Genomic DNA, 23,343 nt, shown 5'->3' on the forward strand with positions numbered 1-23,343 from the left:
GGTCCGACAACGCCGCGAGCGCGCGTGCCAGGCGCCACGAGCCAGACCCCACTTCGCGGACACGCCCTAGCGGTCCCGCGTCAGCCGGCCGCGGCTGTGCCGACCTCTTCCCGGTACGTACGGGCCGTGGCCATCAGACCGTCCAGGGCGTCCCTGGTCCGCAGCAGGTCGGCGATCCGCGCCGAGAGCCGGTCGCGCTCCAGCTCCATCCGCTCCAGCGCGAAGTCGGAGTTCGCCTCGCTGGGAGCGTCCACGCAGGGCAGCAGCTCGACGATGGTACGACTGGACAGGCCGCCGGCGTACAGGAGCTGGATGAACACGACCCGCTCGACCGCGGCGTCCGGGTAGTGGCGCTGCCCGCTGGCACTGCGGGTACTGGTGAGCAGCCCCTGCTCCTCGTAGTAACGCACCGACCGCACGCTGACTTGGGCCCGAGCCGCAAGCTCCCCGATCCGCACGAAGTCCTCCTGACTGTGTGTCCCGCGTCCGCGCCCCGTGTCCGCGCCCCGTGTCCGCGTCCCGCGTCACAACGGCTTGCCTCTGACATCAATGTGAGGTTTTAGCGTAGTCGCCGTGCCCGACTCCGGGCGCGCGGACCACGAAGGAGCCCCGCATGACGACCCTCTTCACCAGCTACCGGCTCGGCGGCCTGGCCTTGCCCAACAGGGTGGTCATGGCCCCGATGACCCGGGTCCGGGCGGCCGCCGGCGGTCTGGCCACGCCGTCCATGGCTGCCTACTACGCCCAGCGGGCCACCGCCGGACTGATCGTCAGCGAGGGCGTGCAGCCGAGCGCGATCGGGCAGTCCAACCCCGGTACGCCCGGCCTGCACACCGACGAACAGGTCGCCGCGTGGCGGCCCGTGACCGCGGCCGTCCACACCAACGGCGGCCGGATCTTCGCCCAGCTGATGCACGGCGGCCGGGTCTCGCATCCCGACACCATCGGCGTGCTGCCGGTGGGGCCCTCGGCGATACCCGCGGTCGGCGACGTGTTCACCCCGACCGGGCCCCAGGCCGCCCCGACGCCCCGCGCCCTGGACACCCTCGAAGTGCCCGAGCACGCCCAGGCGTACGGCCGGGCCGCCCGGCGCGCCGTCGAGGCGGGCTTCGACGGCGTGGAACTGCACGGTGCCAACGGCTACTTGATCTCCCAGTTCCTCTCCTCCAACGCCAACCGGCGCACGGACCGCTACGGAGGGCCGGTCGCCGGGCGGATCAGATTCGCCGTCGAGGCCGCCGCCGCCACCGTCGAGGCCGTCGGCGGAGCGAGAACCGGCATCCGGCTCTCACCGGGAGGAACGTTCTGGGGAATCAAGGAGACCGACGTCCTGGAGCTGTACACCGCGTTGCTGACCGAACTGGCCCGCCTCCAGGTGGCGTACGTACACCTCGAAGCCACCACCGACGAAGAGACACTCCTCGCCCTGCGCCGGGCGTGGCCGGGCACGCTGATCGTCAACCCCGTGCTTCCGATGGGTCCCAAGCAGACCGGCCGGGACGACGCCGACCACTGGCTTGCGCTCGGCGCCGACCTCATCAGTTTCGGCCGTGCCTTCATCGCCAACCCCGACCTGGTCGAGCGGCTGCGGGGCGGACTCCCGATCGCCCCCGTGGACGAAGCGACGTACTACCAGGGCGGTGACGCGGGCTACCTGACCTACTCGGCCCACCAGTACGGGCGTTGATTCCGGCCCGAGGAGGCGACGTCACGACGTCACGGCTTCACGGCCTCACAGCTTCACGGCCTCACGGCTTCACGGCCTCACGGCCTCACGGCTAGGAACCCCCACTGCACGCACGCGTCGCCCCCCTCCGGAGCCGTAACCCCGGTCGGCAGGACCAGTTCCGGCAACGGGCCCAACCCCGGCGGCAGCAGGGTCAGGCCGCGTGCGCAGTCGGCGATCTGATCAGGTGTACGGGCCAGGTACGCCCCCTCCGGGTCGGCCTGTACGTAGTGCTCCTGCATCCTGAGCACGCCGGGCGTCTCGATCGTGTCGCACACGGCCAGATAGGAACCGGAGACCAGCCGCCGCGTGTACCGCTCCACCAACTCGGCCGCCTCGTCGGGCGGAAAGTGACCAAGCGTCGACAGGACGAGCAGCGCAACGGGCTTGTCCAGGTCCAGGACCCCCGCCGCGTCCTCCAGGACGGCACCGACGTCACGAAAGTCCCGCCGAAGACAACGGACCACGCCTTCGGGCGAACCCCGCAACGAGCCGACGTGGTCGAGCACGACGGGATCGTCGTCGACGTACACGATCCTCGTCTCCGGAGCCGCCTCCTGCGCCACCCCATGGGTACCGCCGCCCGTGGGGATGCCGGCGCCCAAATCAAGAAACTGACGAATCCCACCCTCCCGAACGACATGGGCGACCACCCGCTCCTGAAAGGCCCGCGACTCCAGAGCCGCCGTCCTGATCTCCGGAAAGGCACCCATCATCACGTCGGCGAGGTCCCGATCGACCTGATAGTTGTCCCGACCACCCTGGCTGTAGTTCCAGATCCGCGCGGAGTTGGGAACGGTAGGCCCGACGCCGATGCCGGGACGTACGGAATCACTCATCCGAATTCCTTACTCATCAGGGACAGAGGACCGAAACGGGACGACGCCGACCGCGTCCGTCGCAGCCACGATCAACGCCACGAGGTTGTTGGTCCAGCAGTCCGACTCCTTGGTTGCCACTTCAACATCACAACCGCCGCACACAAGGTTGGGGCCGTCCTGGCCGGCAACTCCGCAGCAGCCGGAGAGACGGCGGGAATCCGGGTGCGGCGCCATCCCCGGAACGTCATCCGGATGCAAGATCAGCAGACTCGCATCAAAATTGGCCTGGAAGGTCCCGACGGCCATCCGGGGAGAGACGATCTTGTGGGTCGCCATCACCTCAGGGCCTTTCAACGGCTCCCCGAGCGCGACCTCGCCCGTCAAGGACTGCCCACAGTTGACACAGCCAAAGATGGTCATCCCCGGTCCTCCCCTCCTCGACCATGACCACGGACCTTCACCTGAACGTCCTTGTTTCGCGTCACCGCACCATCGTCCCCACCACAACAGGGCAGCAGTCGTGCCGGCCTCGGGTACGCCAGGGCCCAGGTGCGCGGGACGGCGGCCGGGCAGGCTAGTTTGCTGGGATGAGTCTCCTTGATGATGTGGCCGAGCGCGACGGCTGGCGCTGCTGGGTGTGTGACGAAGCGGTCGACCCCGACGAGTCGGTGAACGACCCGCGGGGCCCCAGCGTCGACAGCCGGACCGCCGACCGGAAGGCCAAGGTCGCCGAGCGGCTCGCGCACCGCGGATGCAACACCCGCAAGGGGGCGGTCAAGGTGGTCATCCCCTGGCCGGACCACCTGTACGTGGTCGAACCCGCGCCCCTGATCACCGTCGCCGGGAGGCTGGAGCGCAAGGGGGGCCGCGAGATGGTGGGCCGTTGTCCTACCGAGCGGGACGCCCAAGAGGCGGCGGATTGGCTGGTGGACCGGTTCTCCCGACTCGTACCGGGACTGCCGGTGACCGCCGACATCGAGCCGGGCGGCGGCCAGTTCCTCATCACCCTGGCCACCCGCCGCCGCTGACCACTCTGCGGCGGCCTCGTCGCTCACGCCGGTCCTGCCCCGCTCCTCCTCGGGGACGGTGTATCCAGAGACAGAAGGCCATCGCACGGTCATGACCACGGAGTCGTCCTCGGCGCACCAGGAGTGGTCCACCCCCTGGCCCCGGACGACGTAGTCGCCCAGCCACAGCCGTCAACGGTGGGGCCGGGCCCTCGGCATGCGGAGCGGGTCCACCCAGGCAGGAGTGGACCCGTTCCGGATCGGCCCCACCGGGGGAGGGCGTCGTTCACCGGCACTCGTCGACCAGCCGCCGAGCGGCCACCTCCGCCCCGTCGGTACGGAGTCGGCCTCCCAGGGACCTCGCACGCGCCCGGGTCGCGGGTGACAGAGCGGTCTCGAGCGCGCGGCCCAGGGATTCGACGGTCGTGGTCGGAGCGTCGAGGGCCGCGCCGAGGCCCAATGCCGCCACCCGGCCGGCCCAGTACGGGTTGTCCGACAGCTGGAGCGGTATCACCACGTGCGGCGTACCCGTCCGGGCCGCCGTCAGCGTCGTACCCGCGCCCCCGTGGTGGACCACGGCGGCCACCCTGCCGAACAGGTTCTGATGGTTGACCTCGCCGATGGCGAAGCAGTCCTTACCGTCGTCGACAAGCTCCAGGTCCGCCCAACCACGGGACACGAGCACCCGGTGCCCCTGCGCGCGAACCGCCTCGACGGCCATGGAGCCGACGCCCTCGGCCGGGGACATACTGCCGAAGCCCACGTACACCGGCGGACTTCCCGCGTCCAGGAACCTCTCCAGGTCCACCGGCAGGGGACGTTCGTCCGCGAGCGTCCACGCACCTGTCTGTACGACGTCGAGACCGGGGGTCTCCCGCCACGCCCCCAGGTCCGGGTCCGCCGCCAACCAGGGACGGTCGGTGATCACATGGTCGCGCACGTTGCTCACCGGCGGCAGACCGAGCGCCGCCCGGTGACGGTTGAGTGCCTCGCCGAACTGCGCGTCGACGTTCCGGGCGTCGAGCGCCCACCGTGTCCGGTGGTCGGCGGCATCGGGCTCCGGCCAGCCCGGCCGCGGCGGTGGGGCGTGGTACGGCGACGGCAGGTGGACCGCGGCATAGCTCACGTACACATAGGGGACACCTGCGGCCTCGGCCACGGATCGCGCGGCGATCTGCCCCAGACCTGCCGCCACCACCACGTCACATCCGTCGAACGCCGCGGGGAAGGTGTCGAACTGCGTCTCGACCAACTCGTCCCTGTAGCGGGCCAGTTCGGTCGCCGAGGGCAGGACCTTCCCGCGCATCACCTCCCTGACAGGCGGCCCCACGGGCACCAACCGCACTCCGATACCTTCGAGCCGCTTCGCGAACTCCTCGTCCGGCGGGGCGGACATCCGCACGGCCACGCCAAGTGCCCGTAGCCGCACGGCGAGTGCCACCAGCGGTTCGACGTCGCCACGTGTCCCGTATGTGGACAACAGCACCCGCATTCAGCGTCCCCCTTTCCAGGGTTCCTCGGCTTCCTCGGGTTCCTCGGCTTCCTCGGCGCAGAGCCGCACCGGTGGCGACGGCGCGCGCCTGCCCGCCCCGGGCCGCAGAGGTTCGGCGGTGGTCGACTCTGGGCAGTCTGTGCTCGGCGAAGTGTGCAAGCTCCCCCGTCGTCCCCACAACCGGAGTGCAGCGATGCAGAGTTCGTCCACACCCGTACCTGATGTTTCGGTCATCCTGCCCTGCGCCGGGTACGGAACACGCTTCGGGGCGCCCTACCCGAAGGAGTTGCACTGTCTCGCTCCCGGGGTCACCGTGCTGGACCGCAGCCTGGAAGGCGTCGTCGAACTCGCCAAGAGCGGACTCCATGTGCGCCTTGTCATCGTCTTCGGAACTCACAAACTGGAGACGGTGAGTTATCTCGCCCGCTATGCCGACATCTTCCAGATGGTCTTCGTCTACCAGAACGAGTCGTTCGGACCCGGTCTCGACGGGGCGATCCGTTCCGCCCTGCCGATCACACGCGGGCCGGTGGCTCTCGTACTGCCGGACATCGTTGTCACAGGCCCGGACACGCCGGGCAAGCTCCTGGACGCCCTGCGCCAGGCGGAAGTGGCGGGCTGGTGTGTGGTGGCCGCGGAGGAACGGGATCACGACACGCTGCGGCAGATGGGCGCACTGGCCGTGGCCGAAACGGGAGGCGTCCTGACCGTGGGAGCGGCCACCGACAAGCCGGCGGATCCCTCGGGCTACAACGCGTTCTGGGGCATGGTGACGGTCACCGAGAGCGAGGCACACAAGCTGCCCGACGTCGTGACCCCAGGAACACCCAACCCCTTGACCGGCGCGGTCGCCCTCATGGTGGAGGGCATCATCAACTTCAACACCCCCACGGCCTGACTCCCCACTCGGACCGCCTTCTTCACCGGCTCCAGGATCGCCACGCACTCGGCGGTCCGGCGGGCCTGTTCAGTGAGGTTGACGGCGGCTCGCGGGGCGCCGAAGTCCAGCGGGACCATGGCGTGGCGGGCCGGAATCCGGGGCGTTTCTCGCTCCCGGGACGCCCTGACCCCGCAGTCACCCGCCGGTCGGGTCCGGATCCACCAGGGCGACCAGCGCGTCGAGCTCGGACAGTCGCGGAGTGTCGAGCGAGCCGAAGAGTTCCCGCAGTATCCGCGTACCGGCCCGCTCCCCCGACACCAGCGCCGCACGCCCTTCGGCCGAGACGGACACGGTTTTGCGGCGGCGGTCCTCGGGGGCGGTGGTCCGGGCGATCAGCCCGGCGCGTTCGAGGGCTTCCACTGTCTGGCTGACGGATCGCGGTGCCTGTCCGAGGAGCTCGGCGAGCTCGGCCTGGTGCAGGGTGCCGCGCTCGGCGAGCAGGCGCAGGACCTTGGCGCGTGACAGGGACAGGCCGGCGGCCGTCATGTGCTGGTCGACCTTCTCGCGCACCCGGTAGGCGACCGACAGGAAACGCAGGCCCACCTGCTCGGGGCCGGCCGCGCCAGGTGTTGCTTCGTACTCACTCATGGTGTCGGGTATCGTCCCACAGGGAATTAATGAGGTACCTCACGAATGGAGTGCGTGATGGATCGTCCCGTCGCCGTGATCACCGGTGCCACCTCCGGGCTGGGTCGGCTCGCCGCCCTCGAACTGGCGCGCGGCGGCTACCGTATCGGCGTGGTGGCCCGTTCCCGGTCCAAGGCCGACACGCTCCTCGGTGAACTTCGCGAAGCGGCAGCCGACGTCCAGGCCGACGTCTTCCACGCCGACCTGGCACTCGTCTCGCAGGCGCGCCGGGTGGGCGAGGAGATCGCCGCGCGGTATCCCCGCCTGGACCTCCTGGTCAACAACGCCGGAGTGCACGCGTTCTCCCAGCGCGTCACTCCCGAGGGGTTCGCCGAGATGACGGCCGTCAACTACCTGGGTCCCTTCGCGTTGACCGCGGCGCTGACGGAGACACTCCTGGCGTCCGGCCCCGCGCGTATCGTCAACGTCGCCTCCGAGGCCGCACGGCAGGCCGGAACCCTGTCGCCGGGACCGGATCTCCGCCGCACCTCGTCCTACACGCGGCGGGAGTCCATGACGCTGTACGGGCGGACCAAGCTGATGACCATCATGTGGACGCAGGAGCTGGCCCGTCGTCTGGCTCCCTCGGAGGTCACGGTGAACTGCTGCGACCCCGGGTTCAACACCACCGGTCTGGGACGGGACCTGCCCGGGGCGGCGCTGCTGCGACGTGTGCTCCACACACTGCGGGTGGGCGACCCGCGCAAGGGGGCCGGGATCATCGTGCGCCTGGCGACCTCTCCCGCTTTCGCGGACACCACCGGAGGATATTTCTCCGTACGCGACGCCACGGCCATGGAGTGCCCCGAGCCCGGCCGCAGTGAGCGCGTACGGGGTGAGTTGTGGGCGGAGACGGTGACACTGCTCTCCGGACTCGACGCACAGTAGGCCGGCTCGACGCACGGTAGGCCGGCGGGGGCGCCTGTCAGCCTCCGGGATGAGCGTCGCCGGTACGGCCGTACCGGCGACAGGCAGTACCGCGGTACCGGTCCCGCGCGAATGGGGTCCCCCGGTAGCTCCAGACCGGACCGTCCGCTTCCTAGGTTGGGGCCAGGTCCTTTCCCGACCCGTCTCGCGCGACCCTCTTCTCCTGGTGGGAGTACTTTTTCGTGGCCACTTTCCTCTATCGCCTGGGCCGGCTCGCCTTTCGGCGACGCCGTTTCGTCCTGCTGATATGGATCGCCGTACTCGCGGCCGTCGGTATCGGTGCCGGCAGCGTGTCCGGCAGTACGACGGACAACTTCACCCTGCCGCGGACCCAGTCCCAGCAGGCCATCGACCTGCTGGAGAAGGAGTTCCCCCAGGCGTCGGCCTCCGGCGCCACGGCCCGCGTCGTCTTCGAGGCCCCGGACGGGCGGAGCCTCGCCTCCTCACCGCACAGGGCCGCGGTCGACTCCCTGGTCGCCGGCCTGAAGACGGCGCCGCACGTCGCGACCGTGTCCGACCCCTTCACCAGCGGCCTGGTCAGCGAGTCGGGCACGATCGCCTACGCCCAGGTCACCTACGCCGTACCGGTGGCCGATGTCACCCCGGCCGTGTCCGACACCCTGCGTGACATCGCCGAGCAGGGCGAGCACGCCGGGCTGACGGTCAGCCTGGGCGGCAACGCCGTACTGGACGAGGAAGGGAGCCGCGCGGCCGAGCTGATCGGCCTGGTGGTCGCGGCGTTCGCCCTCGTGATCACGTTCGGATCCGTCGTCGCGGCAGGGCTGCCGCTCCTGTCCGCGATCTTCGGCGTGGGCGTCGCCCTCAGCGCCATCACCATCGTGTCGTCGTTCGTCGACATGGCGTCCAACGCCCAGACCCTGGCCCTGATGCTGGGCCTGGCGGTGGCCATCGACTACGCCCTGTTCATCGTCTCCCGCTACCGCGGTGAACTGCGGAACGGGCACGCGCCCGAGGAAGCCGCCGGCCGGGCGCTGGGAACCGCCGGCTCGGCGGTGGTCTTCGCCGGCCTGACGGTGATCGTGGCGCTGGCCGGCCTGAGCGTCATCGGGATTCAGATGCTGACCGCGATGGGCCTGGCCGCCGCCTTCGCCGTGACCGTCGCCGTCCTGGTCGCGCTGACCCTGCTTCCGGCGACCCTGGGGTTCACCGGCACCCGCCTGGTCAACGGCCGGTTCGCCGGACGCCGGACGAAGGCCGCCGAAGGCGGCCGACGCGTCACCATGGGGGTGCGGTGGGGCCGGTTCGTCACCCGCCACCCGTGGAAGGTGCTCCTAGCCTCCGTGGTCGGCCTGGGGGTGCTGGCCATCCCCGCCCTCTCCCTGCGGCTGACACTGCCCGACGACAGCATGGCTTCTCCCGGCAGCACCCAGCGGGTGGCGTACGACACGCTCAGCAAGGGATTCGGACCGGGGTTCAGCGGGCCGCTGACCGTCGTCGTCGACGCGCGGGCCAGTGACGATCCGCGGGCCGCGGCCGAGGACACCTCCCGGGTGCTGGGCCGGCTCGGCGATGTGGCCGCCGTCCGCCCTCCCGTCTTCAACCGGACCGGCGACGTCGCACTGATCACCGCTGTCCCGGACAGCTCTCCCACCAGTGAGGCCACCGTCCGCCTGGTGGCCGACATCCGAGACCGGAGCGGCGCGCTGGAGAAGGGCAGCGGCGCCCAGTTGATGGTCACGGGCACCACGGCCGTCAACATCGATGTCTCCGGCAAACTCGGCGACGCCATGGTTCCGTACCTGGCCATCGTCGTCGGTCTCGCCCTGATTCTCCTGCTGCTCGTGTTCCGGTCGGTCCTGATCCCGGTCAAAGCGGCCCTCGGTTTCCTTCTCAGCGTGGCGGCCACCCTCGGCGTCCTGGTCGCCGTCTTCCAGTGGGGCTGGCTGAAGGGTCTCTTCGGCGTCGACGAGACCGCCCCCGTCGTCAGCCTCCTGCCGATCCTGCTGATCGGTGTCGTCTTCGGTCTGGCCATGGACTACGAGGTCTTCCTCGTGTCCCGTATGAGGGAGGAGTACGTCCACGGCGCCGGCCCCACCGAGGCGATCATCACCGGCTTCCGCCACAACGCCCGTGTGGTCACCGCCGCCGCCATCATCATGATCTCCGTGTTCGCGGGGTTCCTCCTCGACGACGTCGCCCTGGTCAAGTCGATCGGCATGGGGCTCGCCTCCGCCGTCCTCTTCGACGCCTTCGTGGTCCGTATGACGATCGTCCCCGCTCTGATGACCCTGCTCGGCCACCGCGCCTGGGCCCTGCCCGCGTGGCTGGACCGCGTCCTGCCCGACGTCGACGTCGAAGGCGGGAAACTGCGCGACACCCTGGCGGCGCGCGAGGAGGCCGGGGGCACCCCGGCCCCGCGCGACCACGAACCCGCGGCCGCGCTGGTCCGATAGGACGGCGCCCGGCCCACACCCACCACACCGTCCTCCCATGGCCGACCGCCCGACCGCCGACCCGGTTCCCCGGGGCCGGCGGGCGGGCAGGCGGCCCGATGCCCGGAAACGAAGGGCGCCCACGGTGACAGCACCGAGCACAACCGCCCCCGCGGACCACGACGACCCCCGCACCTCCCGGCTGCCCCAGGCCCTGACGAGCGATCCGGGCCAGCGCGTCACCGTCTCCATCATCACCGGCCTGACCACGTGGCGGATCACCGACCAGGCCCACCCCCAGCTGCGGCGGTGGGCCGTACCGGCCTTCTGCGCGGCGCTCGGACTTCCCTCGCTACTCAGTCCCACCAACCGCGCCCACCTTCCGGCCGAGCTCGCCCTCACCCTCGCCTTCACGCTTCCCCTGCTGTGGCGCGAGAAGCGACCCGGGCTCGTGTTCGCCGTCACCACCGCCGCCTCGGTCGCGGCCCTGCACCTGAACATCCTCAACGGCGCCGACGCCGCGCGCATCGTGGCGCTCTACAACGTCGGCCGCTACGGCACTCCCCGCCAGCTGGCCACCGCCTGCGCCATCACCGCGGCCCAACTCGTCGCCTGGGTCTGCGTCTTCTGGAACAGCGGTCACCTCCAGCACGCGAAACGCCCGGAGATGGTGACGCTCCTGGCGATGCTGGCCGTCACCGCGTGCGCCGGCCTCGCCATCACCGGCCGCCTCGCGAAGGCGTACATCGTCGCTCTGGAAACCGAACGGAACCAGCAGGCGCGCCTCGCCGCCACTCACGAACGCGCCCGCGTCTCCCGCGAGATGCACGACGTTCTCGGCCATACCCTCGCCGTCATCATCGGCCTCGCCGACGGGGCCGCGGCCCTGGCCAGAACCCAACCCGAGCGGTCCGCCGACACGTTGCGCATCATCGCCGACAGCGGCCGTGACGCACTGGCCGAACTACGGCGCCTGCTCACCGTCATCGACGATCAGCAGGCGCCGCACGACGGCGCCACCCCTCTCAGCCCCCAGCCCGGTCTGGCCGACCTCACCAGCCTGCTGGACCGCGTCAGGGCTGCCGGCCCGACCGCCACCCTGCACACCGACGGAGAACTCGCCGGACTGACCCCAGGACTGCAACTGACCGTCTACCGCATCGTCCAGGAGGCGTTGACCAACACCCTCAAGCACGCCGCACCGGACACCGTCACCACCGTCAGCCTCGTCGCACGCACGGACACCGTACGGGTGACCGTCGAGGACACCGGTCCCCCGCGCTCCGCACCCGCGGAGCACGAAGGGAAGGGCAGCGGCCAAGGTCTCCTCGGAATGCGAGAACGCGCCGCCCTCTATCAGGGGCGTATCACCACCGGCCCCACCCCGGGCGGCGGTTGGAGCGTCGACACCGTCCTCACCCTGCCCCGCACCGTCCCGGCCCCTTCCACGGAGAACCTCCCCGCATGACCACCGTCCTCATCGTCGACGACCAGGCCCTGCAACGCCTGGGCTTCCGCATGCTGCTCGAAGCCCAACCCGACATGACCGTCGTCGGTGAAGCCGCGCAGGGCCACGACGCCGTCCGGATGACCGCCGAACTCCGTCCCGACGTCGTCCTCATGGACATCCGTATGCCGGGCATGAACGGCATCGAAGCCACCCGCCACATCGTCGACTCGGGCGGCCGTTCCCGCGTCCTCGTCCTGACCACCTTCGACCTCGACGAATACGCCTACGAAGCCCTGCGCGCCGGAGCCGCCGGCTTCTTCCTCAAGGACGCCCGCCCCGAGGAACTCGTCGTGGGCATCAGAGCGGTGGCCGCCGGGGACTCGGTGGTCTCCCCCGGCCTCACCCGCCGGCTCATCGACGCGTTCACCGTCCGCCACACCGAGCTGAACTCAAGGCAGTTCCCCCACCCTCTCGGACTCACACCCCACCAGCGGCGTCAGTTGGAGGACCTCACGCACCGCGAACGCGAAGTCCTCTCCGCCGTCGCCACAGGGAGGACGAACCCGGAGATCGCCGTACAACTCCATCTGGCCGAGTCCACCGTCAAGTCCCATGTCAGCCGCGTTCTCGCCAAGATCAACGCCCGCGACCGCGTCCAGGCCGTCATCTTCGCCTACGACGTCGGCCTCGTTCACCCCGCCTGATCCCGCGTCCCGCGGGTCGGAACGACCGGTCGGACGCCCGTCCGGCATCCCGGACTCCCCAGGAAGGACATTCCGCTGAACACCGACGCCCCGCGCCTCGACGGCCCGGACACCCCTGTGACGGAGGCGCCGTGAGCGACACCTCCCAGCAGGCCGCCGTCGCGGCCGCGAGCCTGCTCATAGCGGCTGTCGCCCACTGGTACCTGTACGTCCGGCTGGTCAGGGACGTCACCGCCTCGGCCCGGTGGCGCGGTGCCGGGCGGGCGACCGCCGTGGTGCTCAGCCTGCTCGTACCCTCCGGTGTGATGGCGGCCCAGTACGCCGATCCCACCAGGATCGGCGTACTCACCTGGCCCGCGTTCGCCTGGGTGGGCTGCGCCGCCTACCTCCTGATGGTCCTGGCCGTTCTGGAGATCCCGCGACGCCTCATCACTCGTTCGCCCGCCCGGCGCGCGAGCGGAAACCCGGCCCCGTCACGAAAGCCCAGCCGGAACGGGGCCGACAACCGTACCTCCGGCGCGGAGCGATCAGCCCCGACAACGCCGGGGCCGGGCTCCGTCACGGACGGCTCGTGGGCGGCCGACCGGCGCGCGCTGCTGGCCCGTTCGGTGGCGCTGCTCGCCACCGGAACCGCCGTCGCCACGACCGCGTACGGCTTCCGGCGCGGACTGGGACCCCCCGACGTCAGAACCGTACGCGTCGCCCTGCGCCGGCTCCATCCCTCGCTCACCGGCCTGCGCATCACCATGGCGAGCGATCTGCATCTCGGCCCCTTCTTCGGCCGCGACCGCACCGCACGCCTGGTCCGCATGATCAACGACACGTCACCCCACCTGGTCGCGGTCGTCGGCGATCTCTCCGACGGTACGGCCGAGGATCTCGGCCCCCACGCGGAACCACTGGCACGCCTGCGCTCCACCCACGGCACCTACTTCGTCACCGGCAACCACGACTACCGTCACGACGTCGACGCCTGGATCGACACGCTCGCCGGCTTCGACGTGACGACACTGCGCAACACACGAACACCGATCGAGCACCGCTCCGGTGTCATCGACCTCGCCGGCGTCACGGACGTGGAAGGCGAACGGAAGCACGACGCCCCGGACTACGACCGGGCCCTCGGCGGCCGGGACCCCTCCCGTCCCGTTGTCCTCCTGGCCCATCAGCCCGTCCAGGTCCATCAGGCGGCCCGTCACGGCGTGGATCTGCAACTGTCCGGGCACACCCACGGCGGAGCGTTCTTCCCCGGGAACCTCCTGGTCCCCCTCTCCCAGCCGGTCACGTCCGGACTGGCCACCATCGGCGGAACGCAGCTGTACGTGTCCCGAGGAGCGGGAACCTCCCCGCCGCCCATCCGGGTGGGGGCACCGCCGGACATCACCGTGGTCGAACTTCATGCGCGGTGACGGGGCGCCTGACGGGATGAACGGGCGTGATCGGGCGTGCGGAGGTGATCAGGAAGGCACTCAAGAGAGGGTTCACGGCCAACGCCTGCCGACCCGACCGCGCCCGGTCCGGGAGCGGGATCGAGACGGTTGCGCGTGAGTGGATCTGTGACGAGTTCTGCTTCGTCGCGTGGGCATGCACATCATGCGCACCCGCCAAAGCCGCAGGTCAGCGGCCCTTTCCGACCGGCTCCAGGATCGCCACGCACTCCACGTGGTGCGTCATCGGACATGTCACCCTGGACACTGGCGGTAAAAGCGCAGGTCAAAGAGTCGTTCTGCTCTCGAACGCGGGCCACCGGGTGCCCGGAGCGTCAAACGAGCGTCACAGCCGCAAGAAGGACCGATGCCTGCGCGTACGTTCCAGGGTGGTCGCTGCGGCCCGGCCCGGGGCATCTCACCGCCTCGGCGATCTTCTTGACGGTCTCCCCCATCCTCATCCCGCGTTGGGGGCAATGGACCGCTTCTCCCCAGTCATAGATAACAGGGCCGTTTTACGCGGCGCCCGAGGACGTTGCCGCGGGTGCCCCGCCTCCTCCTCAACACGGCACCGACCAGGACTTCGAAAAAGCCCCCCTGACAATCACCCTGACCCGCAATGACGTTGCCACCTGTCACCTCCTCACCACCGGAAGCGTTAGGCTCGACGTATGCCGACCAACAACGCGGAGCAACAGGTCAAGGGATTGCAAATCGCCCACTAAGCTGCAGGGCGGGAAGAGTCTTCCCCGCCAGCGCGGGGGTGTTCCGTCCGCAGCGCTCGTACGCCGGCCTCGGGGAACATTGGTACAGCGGTTGGCGCTGAGATTGATCATGGTCGGCTAGCACACCGGCTGTGGGCTCTGCTGGGTTTTGCGGAAAGATCGCCGGACGAGTGCCGGGGGTGGCTACGGTCCCCTCGTGCCAGTGGAGTTTTTGACTGATGAGCAGGCCGAGGCGTACGGGAAGTTCGCCGAGGAGCCGACCCACCCCGAGTTGGAGCGGTTCTTCTTCCTGGACGACGTCGACCGGGATCTGATCGCCCGGCGACGCTGCACGCACCACCAGCTCGGCTTCGCGCTCCAGACGTGCACGGTGCGCTACATCGGCCGGTTCCTCCCAGACGACCCGCTGGATGCGCCAAGGCCGGTGGTCGAGCACCTGGCCGCGCAGCTCGGCATCGAGGATGCGTCGGTGGTGAAGCGGTACACCGAGCGGCCGAAGACGGCGTACGAGCACGCGTGGGAGATCCGGGACGCCTACGAATACCACGAGTGCGACGATGCGGAGTGGTCCCGGCGGTTCCGGACCTTCCTGCACGGCCGGGCGTGGACGCACGCGGAGGGCCCGAAGGCTTCGTTCGACCACGCGGTGGTCTGGCTGCGCCGCAACCGGGTGCTGCTGCTGGGCGTCTCGGTGCTGGCCCGGCAGGTGTCGGAGGTGCGGAAGGTCGCGGACAAGCGGCTGCACGCCACGGTCGCGGGCGCCGCCCGCCGCGCCGACCCGGCGCTGCCGGGCAAGTTGGTGGCGACGCTGAAGACCCCGGAGGGCTCGCGGTTCTCGGAGCTGGAGCGGCTGCGCCGGCCGCCGACGCGGACCACCGGGACGGCGTTCGCCCGCGCGCTGGAGCGGGTGGACGAGATCGGCGCGTACCGGCTCGGGCGGGTGAGGCTGTCGCAGATCCCGCCGAACCGGATGGCGGCGCTGGCCCGGTACGCGCTGGGGTCGAAGGCGGCGCTGCTGGAGCGGGCGGCGGAGCCCAAGCGCACGGCGATGCTCACCGCGGTGATGCGGCATCTGGAGGCGAAGGCGATCGACGAGGCCCTGGACCTGTTCCAGGTCCTGATGGCCACCCGGCTGCTGAACACGGCGAAGCGCAGGACGGAGAAGGAGCGGCTGTCGACGCTGCCGCAGTTGGAGAAGGCGTCGCGGGTGCTTGCGCGGGCGGCGAAGGTGCTGTTCGAGGAGCTGGAGCTGGTCGAGGAGCACGGCGTCGATCTGGACGTGGCCGCGCTGTGGGCGGCGGTGGAGGAGGTCGCACCGCGCGCCGCCGTGATGACCGCGGCGGCCACCGTGGTGACCCTGGTGCCCGAGGACGAGAACTCGGCCGAGGTCGCCATGCGGGCCGCGCTCGCGAACCGGTACGCCACGGTCCGGCCGTTCCTGTCGCTGCTGAGTGAGTCGAAGGCACTGGACGCGGCGAGTGCCGGGAAGCGGGTGCTGGCCGGGGTGCGCGGTCTTCCGGCGCTGACGCGGCGGCGGGTGAAGGACAAGCCGCTGCTGCCGCGCAAGGTGGACGACAAGCTCGTGCCGCTGGCCTGGCGTAAGGCGGTGTACGCCAACCCGGACCTGCCGCAGGGCGCGGTGGACCGGGACGCGTACGTGGTGTGCGTGCTGGAGCAGCTGCACCGGGCCCTGAACAACCGCGGCGTGTTCGCCGCCCCGTCGCACCGCTGGTCCAACCCGCGCGCCCGCCTGCTGGACGGCCCGGACTGGGAATCGGTCGAGGAGGACGTGCTGGCCGGGCTGAGCCTGGACATGCCCGTCACCGAGCACCTGGCGGAGCTGGTGCGGGGCCTGGACGCCGGATAGAAGCAGCTCGCCGAACGTCTTCAGGAAACGGGGCCGACGGCGAAGGTCTCCGTCGAAGTACAGGACGACGGGCGGGTGAAGCTGAACGTCGACAAGCTGGGCGCGCTCGGCGAGCGAGGTCATTTGGCGTGACATGGAACAACGCTCCCTCGCGCAAGCCGCCGACGCGCTGGGCAAGCTGCGCGAGCAGCAGCTCGGCATCCCGGCCAAGGGTCTGTGGCGAAGGGTGCCCGGTGTCACGCAGAACGAGTTCGAGGACTGGGAGCAGCTCGCCGAGGACGACGACTCCGTGGGCCAGCTCGCGAACGCCCTGCAACGGGCGACGCCTGAAACTCCGGACGCCGTAGAGGCGAGGGCGGCGTGACCAACGCACGGCGGAGGGAGACCGACCGGGCATCGGCCGCCTTTCACGTCGCGCTGTCGCAGATCGGCGCCGCGACGGTGACCGACGCCCTGTCCCTGTGGCATGACGTTCCGGCCACGGAACGCGCGACTACGGCGTCCGGCTGGCTGCGTCGGGCCATCTCCCTCGTCATGGGGCGCAGGCGGCAGTCACGCGACCTCGCCCGCGCGTACTACCGCCTCGCGCGGGCGCTACAAACGGGCAGCACGGTCGCGGACCCTTATCACCCTGAACCGGCGTACGTCTCACTCGCTGATCTACGCCGCGAGTTCGCCGAACTGGCCGGCGCCTACGAGCCCCCATCCTCTGCCGACGCAGACGGCGAAACCGCGACCGGCGAGTCCGGGAAAGCCTCGCCCGCAGTCGAGAAGAGTCCTGGCCCCGTCAAGGAGGACGCCCAGGCGGCGCCAGCCAGCGACGAGGAAGAGGACGAAGATGAGGACTGGGACCGCATCCTCGTCGAGGAACTCGAAGGGCTCCGCGAGGAAGAGGAGCGCATCGAGCGGGAGGCCGAGGATGAACTCCGGACCGTACTCGACGCCCTCGGCTCGCAGAACTTGAACCGCCGTCTCGACGAGATCAGCGACGACCAGGCGGCCAAGGCCGCCGACAAGGCTCGCGAGGAAGCACACCGTCAAACGGGCGCCCAGCAGGCCGCCGCGGCTTCCCGCGTCGCCATGAACGGGGTGCGGTCGACTGCCTGGAACCACATGCGTCGCGACCGCCGGGCGCTGGGGTACGTACGGCTGTCTCGTACGGGCGCCCCGTGCGGCTGGTGCGCCATGCTGATCAGCCGGGGCCCGGTCTACAAGTCCCGCAACTCGGCGACGTTCGTCGATGGCGACCGATATCACGACAACTGTCACTGCTTCGCGGCGCCGATCTTCTCCTTGCAGCAGTACCAGGGCTCGGAGTTGACCGCGCTGTCCCGCGAGTACGAGGCCCTGTGGCCCGAGGTCACCAACGGCCTGAGCGGCAAGTCGGCCGTGAGCGCCTGGCGGCGCTTCATCCGCCAGAAGCAACGAGCCGCTGCCCAGGAGGCGCGGCCGTCCGCGAACACAGCCCAGGAGGCATAACGCGTGCCCGAAGAGACCCCTGCCCCCAGCGGCGAGCCGACCGAGCAGCCCCAGGGCGAATCGCAGACGACGGAGACACCGGCCGGCACCCTGGAGGACTCCCTCCCCGAGTGGGCTCGCAAGGAGCTGACCAAGGTGCGAGGCGAGGCGGCCTCGTATCGGATACGGCTGCGGGACGCCGAGACGAAGCTCTCCGAGGCCAAGAGCTCGGAGGAGTTCGAGGCCCGCACTCGCCGACGTGAAAGCGAAGAACGCCGAGCTGGAGCACTCCGTTGCGGTCGGCACGGTAGCGAGGAAGTACGAGCTTCCAGACGAGCTGGCCGCGCGGCTGCGCGGCACAACCGCCGAGGAGCTGGAAGCCGACGCGAAGGCCCTACAAGCGCTCCTCGCCCCGGCTGCTCCGGAGTCCCTCGGCGGCGGCCTCAACCCGTCCGACGAGGACGACGGAGAAATGGACCCGCGCGCCCTCGCGCGCCGCTCCTGGCGCTTCTGACTTCCTTTCAGAGCCGGTATGCGATCCGTTCATCTCGAAGCATCTTAAGCATTCCCCTTAGCTCTTCCTTGCGTTCCGGAGAAGTCTCCGGATCGCTGATTTCCAACTGAACTGTGGCAATGGCCTTTTCGTTCTGGCTGCGGATTTCTCGTTGCTCAAGTTTCGCAAAAAGCCAGCTCATCAAGACAGTGAATGCGATTGCCACTACTGGCGCGAGGTAAAGAAAGACGTCGCTCCAGACCCCGTCGGGGTCCATGTGGCTGCCCACTGCAACCAGCCCGATCCCTCCACCTGCGCCTCCGAAGGAGGCACTCAACTGATCCGCGTTGAAAACCCTTCGAGGCTGCACCGCCAGTACAGCACTGCCGTTGGAGCTTCCCGCCCCCGTTGCCGAAGTTGTCAAGGAGTCACAGCTCCTTGGAGTCGGGCTTGGCGATGTGTTGCAAGTACCGCTCCGCGTCGGTCGGGTTCGACAGGTCGAGGCGCAACTCAGTACCTCCGACTCGCACTGTCACTCGGCCGGGATGACGAGATCTCCGCCAAATCGCGAGTGCACGCGCCACCGCGGACACGAAACCACTCGACCCCAGGACCAGGGCCAAAGTCTCCAAGATCATCTTTCCCCCAGTGGGTGTAGGCACCCATTGAACTAGCGCGTCGCATGTGCGACACAACTATCCCTCACCTTCTCCCCTCGGAGGCCATCCTGCCCACCGTTCAGCACCAAGTAGTCAGGCCGCAGAAGCTCGTCAACACGGCAGTCGGGATGCTCGAACAGGAGTTGCTCATCCCGAACATGTTCCAGAAGCAGGGGGTCGACCAGTTCAAGGGCGCAGACAACGACACCGTCAGCATGAAAGTGGAAGGGATCCTCCCCTTCCACGACTACGCGTGGCGTAACGACCGCAGCACGCCTATCCAGTTTGACGAGTACAGCGAGCGGAAGATCGCCGTCACCTTCGGCGGCAACTCCTACTCCGCGGTCAAGCTGACCGACGAGCAGAACGATTTCGACATCCACCAGTGGAGCAAGCTGCTCGCCCGCAGGTGAAGGCCGTATCTCGTGGTCTTCAGCGCCGTGCCGTGAAGACCCTGACCGGCCAGGAGTACGCCGTCACCATCGGGAACGCCGGCCAGAACCTTCGCGGCGCACTGATCGAGGCGCGACGGGTTCTCAATGCTTTTCACGCGCCGAAGGAAGGCCGCTATCTCCTCGTCGGCTCCGACTTCGAGTTGGCTCTCCTCAACGACGAGAAGCTCAACCTGGCTCAGAACGTCGGCGACTCGGAGGCCGAATCGGCTCTGCGCACCGCGACGCTGGGCGAGCGGTTCGGTTTCCGCATCGTGGTTGACCAGACGATTCCGAGCGAGGCGGCCTACGCCTTCGCCAGCTCCGGCTTCATCTTCCTGTCAGGTGCCCCGTCCGTTCCGCAGTCCGTTCCCTACGGTGCGACAACTTCTTTCGAGGGAATCGCCCTTCGGTGGATTCGCGACTACGACTCCCTGTACTTGCAGGATCGTTCTGTCGTGAACACCTACAACGGCTTCCGGTCCGTGACCGACATTCTCGTCGGCTGGGACGAGGCGAACGAGAAGGAAGTCATCAGCTCGCAGGAGCACTTCGTGCGAGGCATCGAGCTCCAGCTCGACGGCGCATCGAACTACCCGGCCGCGGCCTCTGAGCTTGCGAAGATCACCGGCGTATCCGACGCCAAGGTATGGACCCCCGGTGGCTACAAGCCCGAGACGGACCCCGCCAACGCCTAAAGCAATGGGGTCAGCTCATATGACCGACCGCACCTAGTCACTGATCGATAGATAGCTCTTTAGTGCTGGTGTTGAAATGGTATCGCACATCAGCCTCAGGGAAAGAGACGAACGGTTTCCCGTGATCATCTATCTCGGTCTTTCCTGATTTTCCGTCCGCGACCCAGCGAAGCGTTGCGGTCCATTCGACCGCACGCTTCGCCTTCCCCATCAGGATGAACTTCTCAGGTTCAGAGCTAGAAACTTGGTAGGGGAAATCTATCGGCTCCGATATGGATTTACCGTTGTCGTCCACGTCGGAGACTTTAAATTCAGGATTCGGTACGTCCAGGTCGACCTCAAAGAACCTCGCAGGAAATCCTCCACCGCACTGATCCCCCACTCCCATCAAATCACCCAGACTAGATTTCTTGGCGACGCTCAGTTCAATACCCTCCAGGACAACGACCTGCTCCCTCTTTCCCACGATCGTGACGTCAACCCTGTTCCCCGTGGGGAGCTGAGAGCCAGTGGAGTCTTTCGTTCTTTCCAGAACAGGACGCAATTCCTTACCGAATACGTCCACGCCCCGTAGGTCATTTCTTAGATTCTGCCCCACGAAGCTAGGATCTTTATGCAGAAGCCAGGTTGAGCAAAAAACCTCATCGTTCGCCCCAACGGCGACTACTGGACGATTGGGGTCGTCTTCGGACATAGCAGAGACTACTGCTTCTTCCCCTCTTTGCACCCAACCAGTAACTACAGCCACCCCTATTGCAGCTAAGGCAGCCAACAGGGCCGGACCTCTCCACCAGGGGGCTCTGGCGCTGGTGCCTCCACTGTCGCCAGAGTCAGAATTTCCTGTGCTGCTCATGAGACCTCCAAATTTGGGTTTGGTTTATATCTCACACATCGACTCGCCTAGTTCCGTCACCCAATAGGGGGAATGAATCTGATCTACGCTAGTCTCCAGGATTTGCTTGACCGTCTTGATTGGGAGCCTGATGCCGACGAGCTACGAGTCGGCACCAGCGCCTTGGAGGATGCCACCGAACTGGCGATCATTCATGGTCGGGAATGGCCACAAAGCACCGTACCTCGATTGGTACGGGCACTGGTGCTGAAAGCTGCAACTCGGTACCTACGCAACCCATCTGGCTACACCCAGTCGCGCGCTGGGGACGAGACGCTTAGCTGGTCCGACGCGCATGGCCGAGACGCAGGGAGTGTGCACTTCACCCGCGAGGAGATCCGGCTCCTTGAGGGAATCGCGGGGCGGAAGCCCGGTCTCACGAGCGTCGTCGTGAGCTCGTGGGGCACCAAGCTAAGGCCGAAGCATGTCGGTCGGGTGCCGGTGGACTACGCGGGCGACTCCTTCCCGATGTTCTCCGACGAGATGAACCCCTGGTGAGCCTCCAGCGACGGCGCGGTCAGAAGGCCCGCGTCTGGAAGACGGTCGAACTGGTCGATAACCGGGGCAACACAGCAATCGTCGCCGACCCGGAGGGGCCGATCGAGGTCACCACGGCCTTCATCCCGCAACGCAGCGCGCGGGCCGAAGTGCCCGGACAGCAACAGATCAACGTCACCCGGATGATTGTGGACGCCCACCTCGAAGGCGTCTCCCTCTGGTCCCGGGTGGAGTACGCGGGCCGTCAGTGGGACGTCGTCTCGCCGCCGGCCTACCACCACGGCGACCGCCGGACACGGCATTGGTCGATCGATATCCGGGAGCGGCCCTGATGGTCTTCCTGTACGCCAACACCCCGCGCGTTCTCTCCCGGCACCGCGACGTACAAGATGAGTTGGAGCGCGTGGTCTTCGAGATCGCGGTGAAGGCCGAGGAGATTCTCGTTCAGCACCGCGCCGACGGTGACTCCTCGATCGAGGTCGAGGAGGGCGACGTTGACAAGTACGTCGTACTGAGTGATGAGCGCGGCCAGAAGGCGGCCCTGTCGATCGAGTACGGCCGCAGCGCGTCCGTCGTCGTGCGCGAAGACCGGCACGGCAACAAGTTCCTCGCCACGGCGCCTGAGATGGACGGGCTGTACGTGCTGGCGACGGCCTCCGGTCTGCCGAAGCGACGTAAGGGCAAGGTGAAGCTCGACTAGTGTCCGGCGTTCCCGATCACATCAGGGCACTCGCCGAACTGAGCCCGGTCGAAGACTTGTTGCTCTCCGTCCTAAGGAACAAGCTCCTTGGCATCCGTGTGAAGTCGCTCATCGACCAGCACGAAACGTTCCCCCTGGTCCTGATCCGTCGCGACCCTTCGTTCGGCGCCTGGGCCGGTGACACACGGTTCACCGACGCGGCCCGCGTGGTCGTCAACTGCTTTGCGGAAGACCCTGACGGTGACGAAGACGCGGCGATCCTCTCCGAGGCCGTGCGCGTCGTCCTGCGCGACGCCTGGCTGAACAGCGTCGTCGTACCCGGTCGAGGCCACATCACCCGCGTGGACATGGACAGTTCACCACGCCGCGCCTCGGACTGGGCCACAGCCACGGGCCCCGTGCAGATAGGGTCCATTCCTCCGACGGAAGGGGCCCCCAAGTGGCGAACCTGGTCTACAAGCGGGTCTCGACCGACCAGCAGTCCACCGCCCGGCAGAACCTCGTCCTGGACGAGGCCGGGATCGAAGACCCGGTCGTCTTCGAGGAAGACCCGGGCACCTCCAGCCGCCTCCACCCCCTCCAGCGCCCCATGTTCCGCGAGCTGCTGAACTACGCGCGGCCGGGCGACACCGTGCACATCTCCGAGATGTTCCGCCTCGTGCGCGGCACCGGCCACATCCTCGACGTGCTCGACGCCCTCCACCGCGACCAGGTGGCGCTACGCATCCACGACGGCGCGTTCTCCGCGATGGACCTCACCGCCCGCCACCCGCGCACCGGCGAACTGCTGTCCACCGTGAAGTTCATGGTGCAGACCCTCGCCGCCGCCGGCGAACTCCAACGCGACCTCCAGCGCGAGCTGACCTACGACGGACTGCGCGCCGCCGAGGCCAAGGGAAGCAAGGGCGGGCGCCGCCCCGCCGTGGCGGCCGCGAAGACCGCCGACGTACGCACCGCGTACCTGGAGGGCCGCTCGATCGCCGCCCTCGCCCGCGACTGCGGCGTCAGCCGCGGCGCCATCCGCACCGCCGTCGCCGGCCTCCTGCCCGACCGCACCGCCACCAAAAGGGACGCCCAGGCCCCGAGCTGCCGGTCACCCTCGATATGCCGGGCAAGGTCGCCGACTTCCTCCGCGCCGCCGAGCTGGAGCCCGCCGAACGCGCTGTGCTCGACCGGGGCGTGGCCGTACGGCGTGGGCAGGGCTACACCCTTCGCGTGAGCGCGGTCCCCGCTGTGCACCGCCAGCTCCTCGCCCGCTGCCAGCCGCTCGACGGCGGCCATGGCGCCCCGGTGGTTCCGGCCCAGCGCAAGGCCCGCCGCGAGTACGAGAACCGCGTCAGCACGCTCGCGCCGATCGGACCATGATCGTTCTCAGCGCCAACCGCTGTACCAATGTTCCCCGAGGCCG

Annotated in this window: 26 protein-coding genes and 2 pseudogenes; 19 read left to right on the forward strand and 9 right to left on the reverse strand. The window is 68.7% G+C overall.

Annotation, left to right across the window (positions count from 1 at the left end):
• Nucleotides 1-80: 80 nt before the first annotated feature.
• Nucleotides 81-458: a MerR family transcriptional regulator gene (locus GT042_RS04770; protein WP_161307439.1), complete on the reverse strand. Its 378-nt coding sequence runs from the start codon at nucleotides 456-458 to the stop codon at nucleotides 81-83.
• A 155-nt stretch (nucleotides 459-613) separates the two neighbouring features.
• Here GT042_RS04770 and GT042_RS04775 point away from each other — a divergent pair, with 155 nt between their 5' ends.
• Nucleotides 614-1,687 (forward strand): alkene reductase, encoded by a 1,074-nt coding sequence (locus GT042_RS04775; RefSeq protein ID WP_161307440.1) that lies wholly within the window; start codon nucleotides 614-616, stop codon nucleotides 1,685-1,687.
• Nucleotides 1,688-1,764: 77 nt separating this feature from the next.
• On the opposite strand, the gene GT042_RS04780 is transcribed toward GT042_RS04775, so the two are convergent.
• Together GT042_RS04780 and GT042_RS04785 are read right to left on the reverse strand one after the other, a co-directional pair.
• Nucleotides 1,765-2,565 (reverse strand): SAM-dependent methyltransferase, encoded by an 801-nt coding sequence (locus GT042_RS04780; RefSeq protein WP_161307441.1) that lies wholly within the window; start codon nucleotides 2,563-2,565, stop codon nucleotides 1,765-1,767.
• Between the two features lie 9 nt (nucleotides 2,566-2,574).
• On the reverse strand, nucleotides 2,575-2,967 hold the full coding sequence (locus GT042_RS04785; RefSeq protein ID WP_161307442.1) for a hypothetical protein: 393 nt from the start codon (nucleotides 2,965-2,967) through the stop codon (nucleotides 2,575-2,577).
• Between the two features lie 167 nt (nucleotides 2,968-3,134).
• Between GT042_RS04785 and GT042_RS04790 the strand changes: the two genes are divergently transcribed.
• On the forward strand, nucleotides 3,135-3,575 hold the full coding sequence (locus GT042_RS04790) for a hypothetical protein (protein WP_161307443.1): 441 nt from the start codon (nucleotides 3,135-3,137) through the stop codon (nucleotides 3,573-3,575).
• A 39-nt stretch (nucleotides 3,576-3,614) separates the two neighbouring features.
• Here GT042_RS04790 and GT042_RS38710 read toward each other — a convergent pair.
• Together GT042_RS38710 and GT042_RS04795 are read right to left on the reverse strand one after the other, a co-directional pair.
• Nucleotides 3,615-3,734, reverse strand: a pseudogene (locus GT042_RS38710) (signal peptidase I); the annotation flags it as partial.
• Nucleotides 3,735-3,840: 106 nt separating this feature from the next.
• Complete coding sequence (locus GT042_RS04795) at nucleotides 3,841-5,046, reverse strand: glycosyltransferase (protein ID WP_161307444.1); 1,206 nt, start codon at nucleotides 5,044-5,046, stop codon at nucleotides 3,841-3,843.
• A 193-nt stretch (nucleotides 5,047-5,239) separates the two neighbouring features.
• Between GT042_RS04795 and GT042_RS04800 the strand changes: the two genes are divergently transcribed.
• Nucleotides 5,240-5,944: an NTP transferase domain-containing protein gene (locus tag GT042_RS04800; protein WP_161307445.1), complete on the forward strand. Its 705-nt coding sequence runs from the start codon at nucleotides 5,240-5,242 to the stop codon at nucleotides 5,942-5,944.
• A 177-nt stretch (nucleotides 5,945-6,121) separates the two neighbouring features.
• Here GT042_RS04800 and GT042_RS04805 read toward each other — a convergent pair whose 3' ends face one another.
• Nucleotides 6,122-6,574: a MarR family transcriptional regulator gene (locus GT042_RS04805; protein WP_202532357.1), complete on the reverse strand. Its 453-nt coding sequence runs from the start codon at nucleotides 6,572-6,574 to the stop codon at nucleotides 6,122-6,124.
• Nucleotides 6,575-6,631: 57 nt separating this feature from the next.
• On the opposite strand from GT042_RS04805, the gene GT042_RS04810 reads away from it, so the two are divergent.
• From GT042_RS04810 to GT042_RS38720, 9 genes and pseudogenes are all read left to right on the forward strand, one after another.
• Nucleotides 6,632-7,501 (forward strand): SDR family NAD(P)-dependent oxidoreductase, encoded by an 870-nt coding sequence (locus GT042_RS04810; RefSeq protein WP_202532358.1) that lies wholly within the window; start codon nucleotides 6,632-6,634, stop codon nucleotides 7,499-7,501.
• A gap of 221 nt (nucleotides 7,502-7,722) precedes the next feature.
• The gene (locus tag GT042_RS04815) at nucleotides 7,723-9,954 is read left to right on the forward strand and encodes an MMPL family transporter (protein ID WP_161307446.1); all 2,232 of its coding nucleotides are present in this window, start codon (nucleotides 7,723-7,725) and stop codon (nucleotides 9,952-9,954) included.
• 124 nt (nucleotides 9,955-10,078) lie between these two features.
• Nucleotides 10,079-11,401 carry a histidine kinase gene (locus GT042_RS04820; RefSeq protein WP_345943684.1) on the forward strand — a complete coding sequence of 441 codons (1,323 nt, stop codon included), beginning with the start codon at nucleotides 10,079-10,081 and terminating at the stop codon, nucleotides 11,399-11,401.
• Complete coding sequence (locus GT042_RS04825; RefSeq protein ID WP_161307448.1) at nucleotides 11,398-12,087, forward strand: response regulator transcription factor; 690 nt, start codon at nucleotides 11,398-11,400, stop codon at nucleotides 12,085-12,087. The genes GT042_RS04820 and GT042_RS04825 overlap by 4 nt, the downstream gene beginning before the upstream one ends.
• A 131-nt stretch (nucleotides 12,088-12,218) precedes the next feature.
• Entirely contained in the window at nucleotides 12,219-13,496 is a 1,278-nt protein-coding gene (locus tag GT042_RS40055; RefSeq protein ID WP_161307449.1) for a metallophosphoesterase, read from the forward strand.
• A 939-nt stretch (nucleotides 13,497-14,435) separates the two neighbouring features.
• A pseudogene (locus GT042_RS04835) lies at nucleotides 14,436-16,220 on the forward strand (DUF4158 domain-containing protein); the annotation flags it as partial.
• 19 nt (nucleotides 16,221-16,239) lie between these two features.
• Nucleotides 16,240-16,470, forward strand: a complete 231-nt coding sequence (locus GT042_RS04840) for a hypothetical protein (protein ID WP_237530467.1) — start codon at nucleotides 16,240-16,242, stop codon at nucleotides 16,468-16,470.
• The gene (locus GT042_RS04845; RefSeq protein ID WP_161307450.1) at nucleotides 16,467-17,585 is read left to right on the forward strand and encodes a hypothetical protein; all 1,119 of its coding nucleotides are present in this window, start codon (nucleotides 16,467-16,469) and stop codon (nucleotides 17,583-17,585) included. The genes GT042_RS04840 and GT042_RS04845 overlap by 4 nt, the downstream gene beginning before the upstream one ends.
• Nucleotides 17,586-17,823: 238 nt before the next feature.
• Complete coding sequence (locus tag GT042_RS38720; RefSeq protein ID WP_237530468.1) at nucleotides 17,824-18,078, forward strand: hypothetical protein; 255 nt, start codon at nucleotides 17,824-17,826, stop codon at nucleotides 18,076-18,078.
• Between the two features lie 7 nt (nucleotides 18,079-18,085).
• Here the strand turns inward: GT042_RS38720 and GT042_RS04855 are convergent, their stop codons facing one another.
• Both GT042_RS04855 and GT042_RS38725 read right to left on the reverse strand, forming a co-directional pair.
• On the reverse strand, nucleotides 18,086-18,481 hold the full coding sequence (locus GT042_RS04855) for a hypothetical protein (RefSeq protein WP_161307451.1): 396 nt from the start codon (nucleotides 18,479-18,481) through the stop codon (nucleotides 18,086-18,088).
• Between the two features lie 4 nt (nucleotides 18,482-18,485).
• Nucleotides 18,486-18,719: a hypothetical protein gene (locus GT042_RS38725; protein WP_345943685.1), complete on the reverse strand. Its 234-nt coding sequence runs from the start codon at nucleotides 18,717-18,719 to the stop codon at nucleotides 18,486-18,488.
• A 125-nt stretch (nucleotides 18,720-18,844) separates the two neighbouring features.
• Here GT042_RS38725 and GT042_RS38730 point away from each other — a divergent pair, with 125 nt between their 5' ends.
• Entirely contained in the window at nucleotides 18,845-19,129 is a 285-nt protein-coding gene (locus GT042_RS38730; RefSeq protein ID WP_237530471.1) for a hypothetical protein, read from the forward strand.
• A gap of 32 nt (nucleotides 19,130-19,161) precedes the next feature.
• Nucleotides 19,162-19,845 (forward strand): hypothetical protein, encoded by a 684-nt coding sequence (locus GT042_RS38735; RefSeq protein ID WP_237530472.1) that lies wholly within the window; start codon nucleotides 19,162-19,164, stop codon nucleotides 19,843-19,845.
• 37 nt (nucleotides 19,846-19,882) lie between these two features.
• On the opposite strand, the gene GT042_RS04865 is transcribed toward GT042_RS38735, so the two are convergent.
• On the reverse strand, nucleotides 19,883-20,698 hold the full coding sequence (locus tag GT042_RS04865; RefSeq protein WP_161307452.1) for a hypothetical protein: 816 nt from the start codon (nucleotides 20,696-20,698) through the stop codon (nucleotides 19,883-19,885).
• 72 nt (nucleotides 20,699-20,770) lie between these two features.
• Here GT042_RS04865 and GT042_RS04870 point away from each other — a divergent pair, with 72 nt between their 5' ends.
• The 5 genes from GT042_RS04870 to GT042_RS38740 all read left to right on the forward strand — a co-directional run bounded on the left by GT042_RS04870 (nucleotide 20,771) and on the right by GT042_RS38740 (nucleotide 23,300).
• A complete protein-coding gene (locus GT042_RS04870; protein WP_237530473.1) occupies nucleotides 20,771-21,235 on the forward strand; it encodes a hypothetical protein in 465 nt (154 codons plus the stop codon).
• Nucleotides 21,232-21,567 carry a phage head-tail adapter protein gene (locus GT042_RS04875; protein WP_345943686.1) on the forward strand — a complete coding sequence of 112 codons (336 nt, stop codon included), beginning with the start codon at nucleotides 21,232-21,234 and terminating at the stop codon, nucleotides 21,565-21,567. Before GT042_RS04870 ends, GT042_RS04875 begins: the two co-directional genes overlap by 4 nt.
• Complete coding sequence (locus GT042_RS04880) at nucleotides 21,567-21,935, forward strand: DUF5403 family protein (protein ID WP_161307453.1); 369 nt, start codon at nucleotides 21,567-21,569, stop codon at nucleotides 21,933-21,935. Before GT042_RS04875 ends, GT042_RS04880 begins: the two co-directional genes overlap by 1 nt.
• Before the next feature lie 439 nt (nucleotides 21,936-22,374).
• Nucleotides 22,375-23,154, forward strand: a complete 780-nt coding sequence (locus GT042_RS04885; RefSeq protein ID WP_345943687.1) for a recombinase family protein — start codon at nucleotides 22,375-22,377, stop codon at nucleotides 23,152-23,154.
• Nucleotides 23,151-23,300 (forward strand): hypothetical protein, encoded by a 150-nt coding sequence (locus tag GT042_RS38740; RefSeq protein ID WP_237530474.1) that lies wholly within the window; start codon nucleotides 23,151-23,153, stop codon nucleotides 23,298-23,300. The genes GT042_RS04885 and GT042_RS38740 overlap by 4 nt, the downstream gene beginning before the upstream one ends.
• Nucleotides 23,301-23,343 lie beyond the last annotated feature (43 nt).

This window comes from Streptomyces sp. SID3212, assembly GCF_009865405.1.
GTDB lineage: Bacteria > Actinomycetota > Actinomycetes > Streptomycetales > Streptomycetaceae > Streptomyces.

Excerpts from the sequence above, each read along its gene's own strand:
- GT042_RS38730 (WP_237530471.1), top strand. The coding sequence starts at position 18,845 with ATGCTCGAACAGGAGTTGCTCATCCCGAACATGTTCCAGAAGCAGGGG.
- GT042_RS04840 (WP_237530467.1), top strand. The coding sequence starts at position 16,240 with ATGGAACAACGCTCCCTCGCGCAAGCCGCCGACGCGCTGGGCAAGCTG.
- GT042_RS04880 (WP_161307453.1), top strand. The coding sequence starts at position 21,567 with ATGGTCTTCCTGTACGCCAACACCCCGCGCGTTCTCTCCCGGCACCGC.
- GT042_RS04825 (WP_161307448.1), top strand. The coding sequence starts at position 11,398 with ATGACCACCGTCCTCATCGTCGACGACCAGGCCCTGCAACGCCTGGGC.
- GT042_RS04865 (WP_161307452.1), bottom strand. The coding sequence starts at position 20,698 with ATGAGCAGCACAGGAAATTCTGACTCTGGCGACAGTGGAGGCACCAGC.
- GT042_RS04780 (WP_161307441.1), bottom strand. The coding sequence starts at position 2,565 with ATGAGTGATTCCGTACGTCCCGGCATCGGCGTCGGGCCTACCGTTCCC.
- GT042_RS04800 (WP_161307445.1), top strand. The coding sequence starts at position 5,240 with ATGCAGAGTTCGTCCACACCCGTACCTGATGTTTCGGTCATCCTGCCC.
- GT042_RS04810 (WP_202532358.1), top strand. The coding sequence starts at position 6,632 with ATGGATCGTCCCGTCGCCGTGATCACCGGTGCCACCTCCGGGCTGGGT.
- GT042_RS04870 (WP_237530473.1), top strand. The coding sequence starts at position 20,771 with ATGAATCTGATCTACGCTAGTCTCCAGGATTTGCTTGACCGTCTTGAT.
- GT042_RS04795 (WP_161307444.1), bottom strand. The coding sequence starts at position 5,046 with ATGCGGGTGCTGTTGTCCACATACGGGACACGTGGCGACGTCGAACCG.
- GT042_RS04775 (WP_161307440.1), top strand. The coding sequence starts at position 614 with ATGACGACCCTCTTCACCAGCTACCGGCTCGGCGGCCTGGCCTTGCCC.
- GT042_RS04790 (WP_161307443.1), top strand. The coding sequence starts at position 3,135 with ATGAGTCTCCTTGATGATGTGGCCGAGCGCGACGGCTGGCGCTGCTGG.
- GT042_RS04785 (WP_161307442.1), bottom strand. The coding sequence starts at position 2,967 with ATGACCATCTTTGGCTGTGTCAACTGTGGGCAGTCCTTGACGGGCGAG.
- GT042_RS04805 (WP_202532357.1), bottom strand. The coding sequence starts at position 6,574 with ATGAGTGAGTACGAAGCAACACCTGGCGCGGCCGGCCCCGAGCAGGTG.